Source organism: Vogesella aquatica, from assembly GCF_028548455.1.
GTDB classification, from domain to species: domain Bacteria; phylum Pseudomonadota; class Gammaproteobacteria; order Burkholderiales; family Chromobacteriaceae; genus Vogesella; species Vogesella aquatica.
Genome location: NZ_JAQQLF010000026.1, coordinates 22,636 through 36,068, shown reverse-complemented (window position 1 = coordinate 36,068; position 13,433 = coordinate 22,636). Strand labels below are relative to the sequence as shown.

General features: G+C 59.2%; 12 protein-coding genes. 9 read left to right on the top strand and 3 right to left on the bottom strand.

Translation table 11 applies throughout. The features are described 5' to 3' along the window. Window positions 1-2: 2 nt before the first annotated feature. The 4 genes from clpX (at window position 3) to PQU95_RS16610 (ending at window position 6,261) form a co-directional block, all read left to right on the top strand. Entirely contained in the window at window positions 3-1,286 is a 1,284-nt protein-coding gene (gene clpX / locus PQU95_RS16625; protein ID WP_272753045.1) for an ATP-dependent Clp protease ATP-binding subunit ClpX, read from the top strand. Window positions 1,287-1,430: 144 nt separating this feature from the next. Next, window positions 1,431-3,848 (top strand): endopeptidase La, encoded by a 2,418-nt coding sequence (lon, locus tag PQU95_RS16620; RefSeq protein ID WP_272753044.1) that lies wholly within the window; start codon window positions 1,431-1,433, stop codon window positions 3,846-3,848. A gap of 174 nt (window positions 3,849-4,022) precedes the next feature. Further along, window positions 4,023-4,292, top strand: coding sequence for an HU family DNA-binding protein (locus PQU95_RS16615; RefSeq protein WP_017509554.1), 270 nt, complete (start codon window positions 4,023-4,025; stop codon window positions 4,290-4,292). Window positions 4,293-4,431: 139 nt separating this feature from the next. Continuing rightward, on the top strand, window positions 4,432-6,261 hold the full coding sequence (locus PQU95_RS16610) for a SurA N-terminal domain-containing protein (protein ID WP_272753043.1): 1,830 nt from the start codon (window positions 4,432-4,434) through the stop codon (window positions 6,259-6,261). A gap of 130 nt (window positions 6,262-6,391) precedes the next feature. Here the strand turns inward: PQU95_RS16610 and PQU95_RS16605 are convergent, their stop codons facing one another. Further along, complete coding sequence (locus tag PQU95_RS16605) at window positions 6,392-6,973, bottom strand: superoxide dismutase (protein WP_272753042.1); 582 nt, start codon at window positions 6,971-6,973, stop codon at window positions 6,392-6,394. A 133-nt stretch (window positions 6,974-7,106) separates the two neighbouring features. Between PQU95_RS16605 and PQU95_RS16600 the strand changes: the two genes are divergently transcribed. The 4 genes from PQU95_RS16600 to PQU95_RS16585 all read left to right on the top strand — a co-directional run bounded on the left by PQU95_RS16600 (window position 7,107) and on the right by PQU95_RS16585 (window position 10,744). Beyond that, complete coding sequence (locus PQU95_RS16600; RefSeq protein WP_272753041.1) at window positions 7,107-8,282, top strand: BaiN/RdsA family NAD(P)/FAD-dependent oxidoreductase; 1,176 nt, start codon at window positions 7,107-7,109, stop codon at window positions 8,280-8,282. 93 nt (window positions 8,283-8,375) lie between these two features. Further along, a complete protein-coding gene (gene dnaB / locus PQU95_RS16595) occupies window positions 8,376-9,782 on the top strand; it encodes a replicative DNA helicase (RefSeq protein ID WP_017509558.1) in 1,407 nt (468 codons plus the stop codon). Between the two features lie 45 nt (window positions 9,783-9,827). Beyond that, entirely contained in the window at window positions 9,828-10,136 is a 309-nt protein-coding gene (locus PQU95_RS16590; RefSeq protein ID WP_147695878.1) for a (2Fe-2S) ferredoxin domain-containing protein, read from the top strand. Further along, a complete protein-coding gene (locus tag PQU95_RS16585; protein WP_272753040.1) occupies window positions 10,136-10,744 on the top strand; it encodes an alpha/beta hydrolase in 609 nt (202 codons plus the stop codon). The genes PQU95_RS16590 and PQU95_RS16585 overlap by 1 nt, the downstream gene beginning before the upstream one ends. Window positions 10,745-10,799: 55 nt before the next feature. Here the strand turns inward: PQU95_RS16585 and PQU95_RS16580 are convergent, their stop codons facing one another. Next, the gene (locus PQU95_RS16580; RefSeq protein WP_272753039.1) at window positions 10,800-11,198 is read right to left on the bottom strand and encodes a hypothetical protein; all 399 of its coding nucleotides are present in this window, start codon (window positions 11,196-11,198) and stop codon (window positions 10,800-10,802) included. Window positions 11,199-11,381: 183 nt separating this feature from the next. Between PQU95_RS16580 and PQU95_RS16575 the strand changes: the two genes are divergently transcribed. Then, window positions 11,382-12,224: a flagellin N-terminal helical domain-containing protein gene (locus PQU95_RS16575; protein WP_272753038.1), complete on the top strand. Its 843-nt coding sequence runs from the start codon at window positions 11,382-11,384 to the stop codon at window positions 12,222-12,224. Between the two features lie 54 nt (window positions 12,225-12,278). Here PQU95_RS16575 and PQU95_RS16570 read toward each other — a convergent pair whose 3' ends face one another. Beyond that, on the bottom strand, window positions 12,279-13,433 hold the full coding sequence (locus PQU95_RS16570; protein ID WP_272753037.1) for a GGDEF domain-containing protein: 1,155 nt from the start codon (window positions 13,431-13,433) through the stop codon (window positions 12,279-12,281).

The following is a 13,433-nucleotide window of genomic DNA, read 5'->3' as shown; positions in this document are numbered from 1 at the left end:
TGATGGCAGATAAAGGCAGTAAGGACAAGCTGCTGTACTGCTCTTTTTGCGGCAAAAGCCAGCACGAAGTGCAGCGACTGATCGCCGGCCCGCAGGTCTACATTTGCAATGAATGTGTAGACCTGTGCGGCGACATCATTCGCGACGAAACAGAAGCGAAAATCGGTGCTGCAGACGAGCAGGGCGATGTACCAGCCCTGCCGACACCGCAGGAAATCCGCGCCTCGCTGGACCAGTACATCATTGGCCAGGACCCGGCCAAGAAATCGCTGGCCGTGGCGGTGTACAACCACTACAAGCGCCTCTACACGCCCAGCACCAAGGACGATGTAGAGCTGTCCAAGAGCAACATCCTGCTGATCGGCCCTACCGGCTCCGGCAAGACGCTGTTGGCGCAGACACTGGCCAGGTTGCTGGATGTGCCGTTTGTCATTGCTGACGCTACCACGCTGACCGAAGCCGGTTATGTGGGCGAGGACGTTGAGCACATCATCCAGAAGCTCTTGCAAAAGTGCGACTACGATGTGACCAAAGCCCAGCGCGGCATTGTGTACCTGGACGAGATCGACAAGATTTCCCGCAAGTCGGAAAACCCGTCGATTACCCGTGATGTATCCGGCGAAGGCGTACAGCAGGCCCTGCTGAAGCTGATCGAAGGTACGGTAGCGTCGGTACCGCCGCAAGGTGGCCGCAAGCACCCGAACCAGGAATTCATCCAGGTGGATACCACCAATATCCTGTTCATTTGCGGCGGTGCGTTCGATGGTCTGGAAAAGATCATCCGTCGCCGCTCCGAAAAAGGCGGGATCGGCTTTGGTGCCGAGGTGATGTCCAAGGAAGACGGCAAATCCATCAGCACCCTGTTCCGCGAAGTGGAACCGGAAGACCTGATCAAGTTTGGCCTGATTCCCGAGCTGATCGGCCGCCTGCCAGTGGTAACCACGCTGGAAGAGCTGGACGAAGAAGCGCTGGTCAGCATCCTGACCCAGCCGCGTAATGCCCTGATCAAGCAGTATCAGCGTCTGTTTGCCATGGAACAGGTGGAGCTGGAGGTGTTGCCTTCCGCCCTGCGTGTGATTGCCAAGCAAGCGCTGATCCGCAAGACCGGTGCACGTGGTTTGCGTTCCATCCTGGAGCGTTCGCTGCTGGATACCATGTACGAGCTGCCATCTCTCGAGGGTGTCAGCAAGGTTGTGGTAGACGAAAAAGTGATCGAGTTGGGTGAAAAGCCCAGCTATATCCTGCAGCAGGAAGACGCTGCACCGGATACGGCCCAGTCCGCCTGAGCTAGCCCAGGCAGTGCAACAAACCGCCCGTAAGGGCGGTTTTTGTTTGCAGCTACTATTAAGTGCTTTAGCATGCTTGATATGGATGAATTTGCCCTAATTTGTCCTGTTAACTGAATTCCACCAAGAGCAAGGTTAGGTGATATGCCACAGCCCGCCGAACTAAAAGATCAAACCACACTGGCCCTATTGCCGCTGCGCGATGTCGTTGTATTCCCGCACATGGTGATTCCGCTGTTTGTCGGCCGCCCCAAATCCATCAAGGCGCTGGAAAAGGCCATGGATGAAGGCAAGCAGATCCTGCTGGTAGCCCAGCGAGCTGCCGACAAGGACGAACCGCTGTCGGAAGACCTGCACGAGATCGGCACCATTGCCAGCATCCTGCAAATGCTGAAGCTGCCGGATGGCACCGTAAAGGTGCTGGTAGAAGGCAGACAGCGCGCCAGGTTGGCCGCGGTGCAAGATCACGAAGAATTTTTTACCGCCACCATCGACCCGTTGCCGTTTGACAGCGAGGATACCCCCGAGGTGGAGGCGCTGCGCCGTGCGCTGCTGGCGCAGTTCGAGCAGTTCGTCAAACTGAACAAGAAAATACCGAGCGAAGTATTGTCGTCGCTGTCGGGTGTAGATAAGGCTGGCCGTCTGGCCGACTCGGTGGTGGTGCACCTGCCGCTGCGTCTGGAAAACAAGCAGGAAGTGCTGGAGATGTTCGACATCAAGGCACGTATCGAGCACCTGCTGGCCATGATGGAAAGCGAAATCGACATCCTGCAGGTAGAAAAGCGCATTCGCGGGCGTGTGAAGCGCCAGATGGAAAAGAGCCAGCGCGAGTACTACCTGAACGAGCAGGTCAAAGCCATCCAGAAAGAGCTGGGCGAGGGCGAAGAAGGCAACGACCTGGACGAGCTGGAGCGCAAGATCAAAGCCGCCGGCATGTCCAAGGAAGGCCGCGAGAAAGTCACGGCCGAGCTGAAGAAGCTGCGCATGATGTCGCCGATGTCGGCCGAAGCCACCGTGGTGCGCAACTACATCGAAACCCTGATTGACCTGCCTTGGAAGAAAAAGACCAAGATCAGCAAGGATATCGATGCAGCGGAAGATGTGCTGGATGAAGATCACTTTGGCCTGGAGAAGGTCAAGGAGCGCATTCTGGAGTATCTGGCAGTGCAGCAGCGTGTCGACCGCCTGAAAGCGCCTATTCTGTGCCTTGTCGGCCCGCCAGGCGTGGGTAAAACCTCGCTGGGGCAGTCGATTGCCCGCGCCACCGGCCGCAAGTTCGTGCGCATGGCGCTGGGTGGCGTGCGCGACGAGTCCGAAATCCGCGGTCACCGCCGCACCTACATCGGCTCCATGCCGGGCAAGGTGCTGCAGAACATGACCAAAGTCGGCGTAAAAAACCCGCTGTTCCTGCTGGATGAAGTGGACAAGCTGGGTGCCGACTTCCGTGGCGACCCGTCAGCCGCGCTGCTTGAGGTGCTGGACCCGGAACAAAACCACGCCTTTGCCGACCATTACGCCGAGGTGGATTTTGACCTGTCCGACGTGATGTTTGTGGCTACGGCCAACTCGCTGAATATCCCGGCGGCGCTGCTGGACCGCATGGAGATTATCCGTCTGGCCGGCTACACCGAAGACGAGAAAGTCAATATCGCCACCAAGTACCTGCTGCCCAAGCAGATGAAGAATAATGGCGTGGTAGAAGGCGAGCTGGTGGTGCAGGAAAGCGCGCTGCGTGACATCGTGCGCTATTACACCCGCGAAGCCGGCGTGCGTAGCCTGGACCGCGAAATCGCCAAGATCTGCCGCAAGGTGGTAACCGAGCACAGCAAGAAAACTGCCACCGGCAAGGCTGTCAAAACCACGGTTAGCGGCAAGACGCTGGAAAAATACCTGGGCGTGCACCGTTTCGACTTTGGCCTGGCCGAAGAAGAAAACCGCATCGGCCAGGTTACCGGCCTGGCGTGGACCGAAGTGGGGGGCGAGCTGCTCACCATTGAGGCTGTTGCACTACCGGGCAAAGGCAATATCATCCGCACCGGCCAGCTGGGCGAGGTGATGCAGGAGTCGATTACCGCCGCCATGAGCGTGGTGCGTAGCCGTGCGCGTTTGCTGGGAATCAAGCCTGATTTCTACGAAAAGCACGATATGCACATCCACGTGCCGGAAGGTGCCACACCAAAAGATGGCCCGTCTGCCGGTATTGCCATGACCACGGCGCTGGTTTCCGTGCTCACCGGCATTCCGGTTCGTGCCGATGTGGCCATGACCGGCGAGATTACCCTGCGCGGTGAAGTTTTGCCGATCGGCGGCCTGAAAGAGAAGCTGTTGGCCGCACAGCGCGGTGGCATCAAACGTGCGCTGATACCGAAGGGTAACGTGAAAGACCTGGCCGAGATTCCAGCTAACATCAAGAACAAGCTGGAGATTTTGCCAGTCAAGTGGATTGATGAGGTTTTGTCATACGCGCTGGAACGCGAGCCGCAAGCGCTGGCAGAGGAGGCCGTGGCTGTAACGCCCGCCACTGCTGAACTTGCGACAAAGTCCGCGCCAATGACACATTAATGACTCATTGTTTTGATTTGCTGGTAAAACCGCGCTAGCATCAGCTTTCAGGAGGGGGTGAAAACATAGTCACCCTCGCTGAAAGCTGCTTGACACAAGGATTTTGCCCTTGCTATAAAGCTAGCGGTTTTATTCAGTACTCCGTACACCGAGAACGACGAAAGGGGACTTAACGTGAACAAGTCTGAACTGATTGACGCTATCGCCGCCAAGGCAGACATTTCCAAAGCAGCTGCCGGTAAGGCGCTGGACGGCATGATCGATGCCGTAACTGATGCGCTGAAGGCTGGCGACACTGTCACTGTTGTGGGCTTTGGTACTTTCTACGTAGGCGAGCGCGCCGAGCGTAGTGGTCGTAACCCGAAGACTGGCGAGACCATTACCATCGCTGCTGCCAAGTCTCCGAAATTCCGTGCTGGTAAAGCACTGAAAGACGCACTGTAATCAGCACTTGCCCGGTGCTTGCACCGGGCGTTTGCATGCCAGTCACTCTGTATGGGTTTGCGCAAGCAGGCTCCACCAGACAATCAACAAGGTGAACGGCCAACGTTCACCTTGTTTCTTTGGTAGACCCCGAAACGTCATGTTTGATTTCGTTCAAAATAACAATACCGCCATCAAGATCATTCTGGGTGCGGTGGCGCTGACTTTTGTCGGCTTTGGTGTTGGCAGCTACAGTGCCGCCGTAGAAGACCCCTATCTGGCAAAAGTGGGTGACGCCAAGATCTACCAGAAAGACGTGGAGCGTCAGCTGGAAGGCCAGCCTGCCAACGCGGCATCGCGCCAGGCGGTACTGGAAAACCTGATTCGTCAGGAAATGCTGCTAGTGGAGGCGCGTGGCCAGCATCTGGTGGTATCGCCGCAGCAGCTGCGCACCGTGATAGCAGCTATCCCGGCATTCCAGGATGGCGGCAAATTCAGTGCTGCGCGTTACGCAGAATTCCTGCAGGGCCGTTACATGACGGCGGATACATTTGAAGAGCAGGTAAGCCGCGACCTCTTGCTGCAGGCGCAGGTTGCACCCTACCTGAACGGCAGCTTTGTTTCCCGCACACTGGCAGAGCGCATGAGCGCCTTGGTGTCCGAGGTGCGCGACGTGCGTACCTACACCCTCAAGCCGGAACAGTTCGCCGCAGACGTCAAGCTGGACGATGCCGTCATCAAGGCGTACTACGACGCCAACCTCAAGCGCTTCAAAACCACAGACCAGGCGCGTCTGGAATACATTACCCTGTCGCAAGATGCCATGGCGCAGGCGCTGACCATCAGCGATGCCGATGCCAAAGCGTACTACGACAAGAATGCCGGCGAATTTTCGTCCGAAGAGCGCCAGGTAGCGCACATTCTGCTGACCGTAGACAAGAACGCCCCCGCAGCTGACAAAGCCAAGGTGAAAGCGCAGGCGGAAGCCATCCTGAAAGAAGTGCGCGCCAACCCGGCCAAGTTTGCCGAGCTGGCCAAGGCACGCTCGCAAGACCCGGGCTCTGCGGCCAACGGTGGCGACCTGGGCTTCTTTGGCCGCGGCGTGATGACCAAGCCGTTTGAAAGCGTGGCTTTTGCCATGAAGCAAGGCCAGATCAGCGAAGTGGTTGAAACCGAGTTCGGTTACCACATCCTGCAGCTTAACGCGATCAAGGCCAGCGATTTCGAGTCGCAAAAAGCCGCCGTGGTAGACAAGCTGCGCAAGCAAAAAGCCGCCGCTGCCTACCGCGCTGCCGCCGAGAAAATGGGCGAGTTGGCCTACCAGCAAGGCGATTCGCTGAAAGCGGTAGAGACGGCACTAAACCTGAAAGCCCAGCAGAGCGAGTTGCTGCCACGCACCGGCAAACCGGGTGACGCGGTATTGGGCAACGCCAAACTGCTCGAAGCCGCGTTCAGCGACGACGTGCTGAACAAAAAGCACAATAGCGAGCCGGTGGATGTGGGTAATAACACCCTGGTTGTCGTGCGTGTGGCCGAACACCAGCCTGCGCGTCAGCGTACGCTGGCCGAAGTGCAGGACACCATCCGTGCCGAGCTGGTGGCCAAGGAAGGCGCCAAGTTGGCCGCACAGCGTGGCACTGCCATGCTGGCCGAGCTGAAAGCGGGCAAAGCCGCTGCATTCGCCTGGGGCGAGCTGAAAAACCTGTCGCGTCGTAACCCTGCCGGCACCCCGGTAGCCGAGCTGCGCGCCGTGTTTGCGGCCAACCCCAAGCAGCTGCCAGGCTTTGCCGGTGTGAAGCGTGATAATGGCGAGTACGTGCTGTACAGCATCGACAAGGTACAGCCGGCACAAGCCCTGGCGCCGCAGGAATCTGCCCAGCTGGGCATGCTGCTGGGTGAAATGTCATCGCAGAGCCTGATGGCAGCCTACCTGGAGCAGCTGCGCCAGAAGCACAAGGTGGTGATCAGCCAGACGCCGGCCGAGCAGTAAGCGGCTAGCAACGATGGTATGAAGGGAAGGCCTGCTTGCACTGCAAGCAGGCTTTTTGCTGCCACAGTCGTGACCGGCAGGCAAGAAAAAAGGCCCCGCAAGGGGCCTTTCATCAACGGGCAAAACGGAATCAGGCGGCGAAGTTGTCGGCCACGAAGTTCCAGTTCACCAGCTTCCAGAAACCTTCCAGGTAGTTCGGGCGGCTGTTGCGGTAGTCGATGTAGTAAGCGTGTTCCCACACGTCGCAAGTCAGCAGCGGCTGCTTGTCGGTGGTCAGCGGGGTAGCGGCGTTGCTGGTGGATACCAGGTCCAGGCTGCCGTCGGCGTTTTTCACCAGCCAGGCCCAGCCGGAACCGAAAGTGCCTACGGCACAGGCAGCAAAAGCTTTCTTGAACTCGTCGAACGAGCCCCACTTGGCGTTGATGGCATCAGCCAGCGCGCCGGTTGGTTCGCCGCCAGCATTCGGGGCCAGACCAAACCAGTAGAAGGTGTGGTTCCACACCTGGGCAGCGTTGTTGAAGATGCCGCCGGAGGATTTCTTCACGATCTCTTCCAGGGAGGCGCTCTCGAACTCGGTGCCCTTGATCAGGTTGTTCAGGTTGGTGATGTAGGTCTGGTGATGCTTGCCGTAGTGGAATTCCAGGGTTTCTTTGGAAATGATCGGCGCCAGGGCGTCCAGTGCGTACGGCAGTTCGGGCAGTTTGTGTTCCATCGTGCTCTCCAGAGTTAACAAGCAAAACAGCATGCGCTGTTCGACTGCTACAGTTTACTGTAATTGGCCGGCATCGCCAATTGTTGACCAAATCACTACACTATATAAGCTAATTCTTTTTGAGGTTCGTCCCGTGCAGTTCGATGTAATCGTGTTAGGTGCCGGCGCTGCCGGCATGATGTGCGCGGCCACCGCCGGCCAGCGCGGCCGCCGCGTGCTGCTGCTGGACCACGCTAGCAAGCTGGCGGAGAAAATCCGCATTTCCGGCGGTGGGCGCAGCAACTTCACCAATATCCATGCCCGGCATGACTGCTATGTGTCAGACAACCCCAATTTTTGCCGTTCCGCACTGGCGCAGTTCACCCCGCAACACTTTATCGCGATGGTGGAGCGTCATGGCATTGCCTACCACGAGAAGAAGCTGGGCCAGCTGTTCTGTGATGACAGCAGCCAGCAGCTGATCGATATGCTGGACGCCGAATGCCGCGATGCTGGCGTTGATCGCCGCATGGGCGTGCAGGTCGGCGAGGTTGGCCGCAGCGACGCCGAAGGTTTCAGCGTCGCTACCAGTATTGGTACGTTTCAGTGCCAGTCGCTGGTGGTGGCAACCGGTGGCTTGTCGATTCCACAGATCGGCGCCACAGCCTTTGGTTACCAGCTGGCCGAGCAGTTTGGCCTGCCGGTGACCAAGCTCGACCCGGCGCTGGTGCCGCTAACTTTCCACGTAGACGACGCAGCGCGCTTTGCGCCGCTGGCCGGTGTTTCGCTGTATACCGAGGTACGCGTTGGCAAAGTGCGCTTTCGCGAGAACGTGCTGTTTACCCACAAAGGCCTGTCCGGCCCGGCCATTTTGCAGATATCCAGCTACTGGCAGCCGGGGCAGGAAATCATCATCGACCTGCTGCCGGATACCGACGCCGAAGCCTGGCTGGAGGAGCGCGCCGGCAGTGACCAGCTACTGGCCAATGCCATGGGCGAGCTGGGCTGGCCCAAGCGCTTTGCCGAAGCCTGGCTGGAAGGGCAGGGTGCCAATGTACGCGGCCGCGACCTGTCACCCAAGAAACGCCGCCAGCTGGCCGAGGCGCTGCACCACTGGCGCGTGCTGCCTAACGGTACCCAAGGCTATAAAAAGGCCGAGGTTACCCGCGGCGGCGTGTCAACCAAGGCGCTGTCGTCCAAGACCATGATGGCCAACGACGTGCCCGGTTTGTTTTTTATCGGCGAGGTAGTCGATATCACCGGCTGGCTGGGGGGGTATAACTTTCAGTGGGCGTGGTCTTCCGGCTTTGTGGCAGGTAAAAACTGCTAGAATCACAGCCAGATCAGGCAGGGGGCTTTGGCCGCCTGCACCCAGGGTTGGCCGCGGCCAACCTTTGTTGTCTTGTCGGGTAAGCCAGGATTTATGAGCGATTTTGATATCAACGACGCCTCTGTGGCGGCCATTCGAACACCACCACATTCTATCGAAGCCGAGCAATCGGTACTGGGCGGCCTGCTGCTGGATAACAGCGCCTGGGAAAAAGTAGCCGACCTGCTGACGGATAGCGATTTCTACCGTCACGACCACCGCATTATCTTCCGCCACATTGCCCGCCTGGTGGATATTGCCCGCCCGGCCGACGTGGTAACCGTGTCGGAAAGCCTGGACAAAAACGCCGAGCTGGCCAGTATCGGTGGCCTGGCCTATCTGGCCTCGCTGGCGCAAAACACGCCGTCTGCGGCCAACATCCGCCGCTACGCCGAAATCGTGCGCGAGCGTTCGGTGATGCGTGCGCTGGCGCAGGTGGGCACCGAGATCGCCGAGTCGGCCTACAACCCGCAGGGGCGTGATGCCGCCCAGCTGCTGGACGAGGCCGAGGGCAAAGTATTCCAGATTGCCGAATCTACCGCCAAATCCAAGCAGGGCTTTCTGGAGATGCCGGCACTGCTGAAAGAGGTGGTCGAGCGTATCGACATGCTGTACAGCCGCGACAACCCGGACGAAGTGACCGGCGTGCCTACCGGCTTCCACGATCTGGACGCGCGCACTTCCGGCCTGCAGCCTGGCGACCTCATCATCGTGGCTGGCCGCCCATCCATGGGTAAGACCGCCTTCTCCATGAACATCGCCGAGAACGTAGCCATCGAAACCGGCCTGCCGGTAGCCGTGTTTTCCATGGAGATGGGTGGTGCGCAGCTGGTCATGCGGATGCTGGGCTCGGTAGGCCGCCTGGACCAGCATATTCTGCGTACCGGCAAGCTGGGTGATGAAGATTGGCAAAAGCTGACCTACGCCATCGGCAAACTGTCCGACGCGCCGATGTACATCGACGAAACGCCGGCGCTGACTGCACTGGAGCTGCGCGCCCGTGCCCGTCGCCTGGCGCGCCAGCACGGCGGCAAGCTGGGCCTGATCGTGATCGATTACCTGCAGCTGATGAGCGGCTCGGGCCGTAACGACAACCGTACTGCCGAGCTGGGCGAAATCTCGCGTGGCTTGAAAGGCCTGGCCAAAGAGCTGCAAGTGCCGGTAATTGCCCTGTCGCAGCTGTCGCGGGCGGTGGAGCAGCGTACCGACAAACGCCCGATGATGTCCGACTTGCGTGAATCCGGCGCCATCGAGCAGGACGCCGACTTGATTATCTTCATGTACCGCGAAGCGTATTACAAACCGGACGAAATCGACCTGAAAAACCAGGCCGAGGCCATTATCGGCAAACATCGTAACGGCCCCACCGGCCGCGTGCGGCTGGCTTTTATCGGCCAGTACGCCAAGTTCGACAATGCTGCCACCATCGGCATTTCCGGCTGGGCAGACTCCGACGAATAACTTCTTGCGGCCAACCCCGGCTGCACACCCACTGCGAGAACAAGCATGAGCTACTTCGACAAACACGTGTTCATCTGCTGCAACCAGCGCGCCGAAGGCGAAATGTGCTGTAACAACCACGGTGCCAGCGAGCTGCTGGGCTATATGAAAGACCAGATCAAGGCACGCGGACTCGCCGGCAATGGCCAGATTCGTGTCAACAAGGCTGGCTGTCTGGGCCGCTGCGACGAAGGTCCGGTAATGGTGGTTTACCCGCAAGAGACCTGGTACACCTTCATCGACAAGGAAGACATCGATGAAATCGTGGAAGAGCATATGGTCAATGGCCGCATCGTGGAAAGGCTGAAAGTCTGATGCTCAAGCAGCTGCACAAACTCGACATCGCTGGGCCGGCCGGCAAGCTGGAAACCATTTTTATTCCTGCCGTAGGTGATACCAGCGGTATTGCGGTGATCTGTCACCCCAACCCTACCCAGGGCGGTACCAATACCAATAAGGTCGTCCAGACCGCCGCCAAATCGCTGTCGCAGCTGGGCTATGCCTGCTACTTGCCCAATCTGCGTGGCGTGGGCGAGAGCGAAGGCACGCACGATTACGGCATGGGCGAGGTAGACGACGTACTGGCCGTGGTGGCACATGCCCGCGCCGAGCTGGGTGAGCTGCCATTGGCGCTGGCCGGTTTCTCTTTCGGCGGTTTTGTGGCCGCCCGCACGCGCTCCCGCATCGAGGCGGACAAACTGTTGCTGCTGGGCGTGGCCGTAGGCAAATACGAGATCGCTACGCCGGATGTGCCTGCCGATACGCTGGTAATCCATGGAGAGGAAGATGAAGTCATTCCGCTAAGTGCGGTAATGGACTGGGCGCGCCCGCAACAGCTGCCGGTGGTGGTGCTGCCGGCTGCCGGCCACTTTTTCCACGGCCGCCTGATCCAGCTGGGCAAGTTGATCAAACGCTGCTGGTAAGGTTGGCCGCAGGCAAAAACACCGCTCCTGGCAAGGGGCGGTGTTTTTTTATGGATCAGGCGGCTTGTGGCTCGCTGGCCAGGCGTAGCTGGCAGTGCTGCAACGTGGCGCGGGTCAGGGTGAGCAGGATGCGCTGCCGGCGCTGTTGTTGCGCGCTGTGCCACTGCCACAGCAGCCCGGGCAGCGGCAAGCCACAGGCCAGGGCCCAGTGGCGGTATGCCTGATCATATTCCTGCTGTAATGCCACGCTGTCGTAACCCAGCGCGGCCTGGTCGGCAACCAGGCGTAGCAGCAGACGGCGGTAGTGTTCGGGCTGGTTGCGGTCTTCTTTCAGCAAGTGGGTGCCGAGGCGGCTTTGTGCCAGCAGCAAGGCGGCCAACAGGTGCTGGTGGCTGCGCCAGGCAGTGCGCAGGGCTGTGAGGGTGGCGTCTGGCAGGGGAGTGGCAGGGCGCATGGCGGTCTCCTTTTGTGCAATGCACAATGCCCTTTATAGGACTTGTCTTTTATCGATGGCAAGCTTGATCGCTGTGGTTTTGGCTGCGCATGGCAGGGAAAAAGCTTTTTGCAACAGTGGTTTGCTATTGAATGCAGTAGTTAAAGTGCTAAAGTGAATGATCAATAGCCGAGGTGCATCATCATGGCTCTTAGCATCAATACCAATATCAGTGCGCTGAATAACCAGGCGCAGCTACGCCAGACAGACCAGGCCAAGCAAAAGGTACTGGCCCAGCTGGCATCCGGTAAGAGTATCAATAGTGCGGCGGATAATGCCGCCGGGCTGGCGGTAGCCGAAGGCCTGCGCAGCCAGCAGCTGGGCGACACCCAGGGCATACGCAATGCCTTCGATGGCGTGTCGCTGGCGCAGACGGCTGATAGTGCTTTGTCGCAGATTACCCAGAACAGCCAGCGCCTGGAAGAGCTGGCGGTACAAGCCGGAAACGGTACCCTGAGCGCCGATAACCGCGCGGCTTTGCAAAAAGAGGCCGATCAGCTCACCCAGGCGAACTCGCAGATTATCGAGGGCACCACTTTTAACGGGCAGCAGCTGTTCAATGGTGGCAACACGGCGACCTTCCAGGTGGGCGGGCAGGGTACGTCCAGCGCGCAACTGAGTGTGACCGCACCGGACCTGACCAACGGTGCCAGCAAGCTCAATGGCTACAGCAGCAATGCCAATGCTAGCGGCACGATCGATTTGTCCAATCCGGGTGCGGCACTGTCGCAAATCCAGTCCGACCTCAAGCAGCTGGGTAGCTACCGCGCAGACCTGGGGGCGGCGGCTAACCGTTTTGGCAGCGCCATCGAGAACCTGACCACGTCCTCGATCAATACCGAAGCGGCCCGCAGCCGCATACAGGATGTCGATTATGCCGCGGCGAGCAGCGAGCTGGCGCGGCAGCAAATTCTGGGCAATAGCAGCCAGGCCGTGCAGGCACAGGCCAATCTGACACCGCAGTTTGCGATGAGTTTGCTGCGCTAGCAGCAACAGCAAAAAAGCCCCTTGCCCACATCAAGGGGCTTTTTTACGTCTGGCTTACAGGGTGTTCATGGCGCCGCGCACACAGTCGCGGCCTTGTTGTTTGGCCTGGTATAGCGCCATGTCAGCTTCCATGATCAGCTGGCGTAGCGTGTGCTGGCCAGCTATACCGCCTGCCAGGCCGATACTGGTGGTTTGTTGTATGTGCTGGGCATCGCTGGTCTGAATAGCGTCTGCCGCGAGTGCGCCACGGATGTTTTCGGCGATCAGCGGCGCCAGGTTGGCCGCATTTCCGGTCAGCAGAATGACAAATTCTTCGCCGCCGCTGCGGCCGTACAGGGCATCAAAAGGGGCCAGCTGCGCGTGTAGTAGCCGGGCCAGATGCACCAGCACATCGTCACCGGCCTGGTGGCCGTGGTGGTCGTTCACCTGCTTGAAGAAATCCAGGTCCAGCACCAGCAAAGCAACGGGCTGCCCGGCGTGCACGGCCAGGCGTAGCGCGGCTTGATCATGAAAGGCGCGGCGGTTGTACAGCCCGGTGAGCGGGTCGTGCATGGCGAGCTTGTACAGGCGTATTTCCAGCGCCTCGAAGCACACAAAGATAAACGCCAGGATCTTGGCAAACTCCAGCAGGATAAGCACAAAGTTCGCCATGGCAAAGAACGGCGAGCCGGCAAGCTCGCCCTGGCTGAAGTGCATGGCCAGGGTAATGCGCCCCATCTGCGCCAGCATCAACAACAGCACCAGGGTAGTAATCAGCCGGTAGCCCAGGCGCTGCCGGTGCGGGCTGCTGACAAATACTCTTAAGGTCAGCAGGTTGAACATCATATAGCAGCTACTGTATAGCGCTGCGCGTTGCTCAAAATAGGCCGGGGCGTTGGATATGGCCAACAGCAGGGCGCTGGCCAGAAACACCAGGGAAAACTGCAGGCGCCAGCGTACCGGCCGTTGCTCCAGTGCCAGTGCACCGCTCCAGGTGAGTGACAAGGCGGCGAACAGCACGATATTGGCTACTTCTACCGATAGCCACAACGGAATGGCCGGGCGCAGTGCGATCAGCAACATGCTGACGCTGGCCAGAATGCCACCTATGCCCCAGTGCCGTAGCGCCTGTTCCTGCGGGTAGCGCAGGCCCATCAGCAGCACAGCCAGGGTAAGTAGTGTAAATGTGGTGAGTTGCACGACGTATAGCGTGCCTAGATGCAGTTGCAT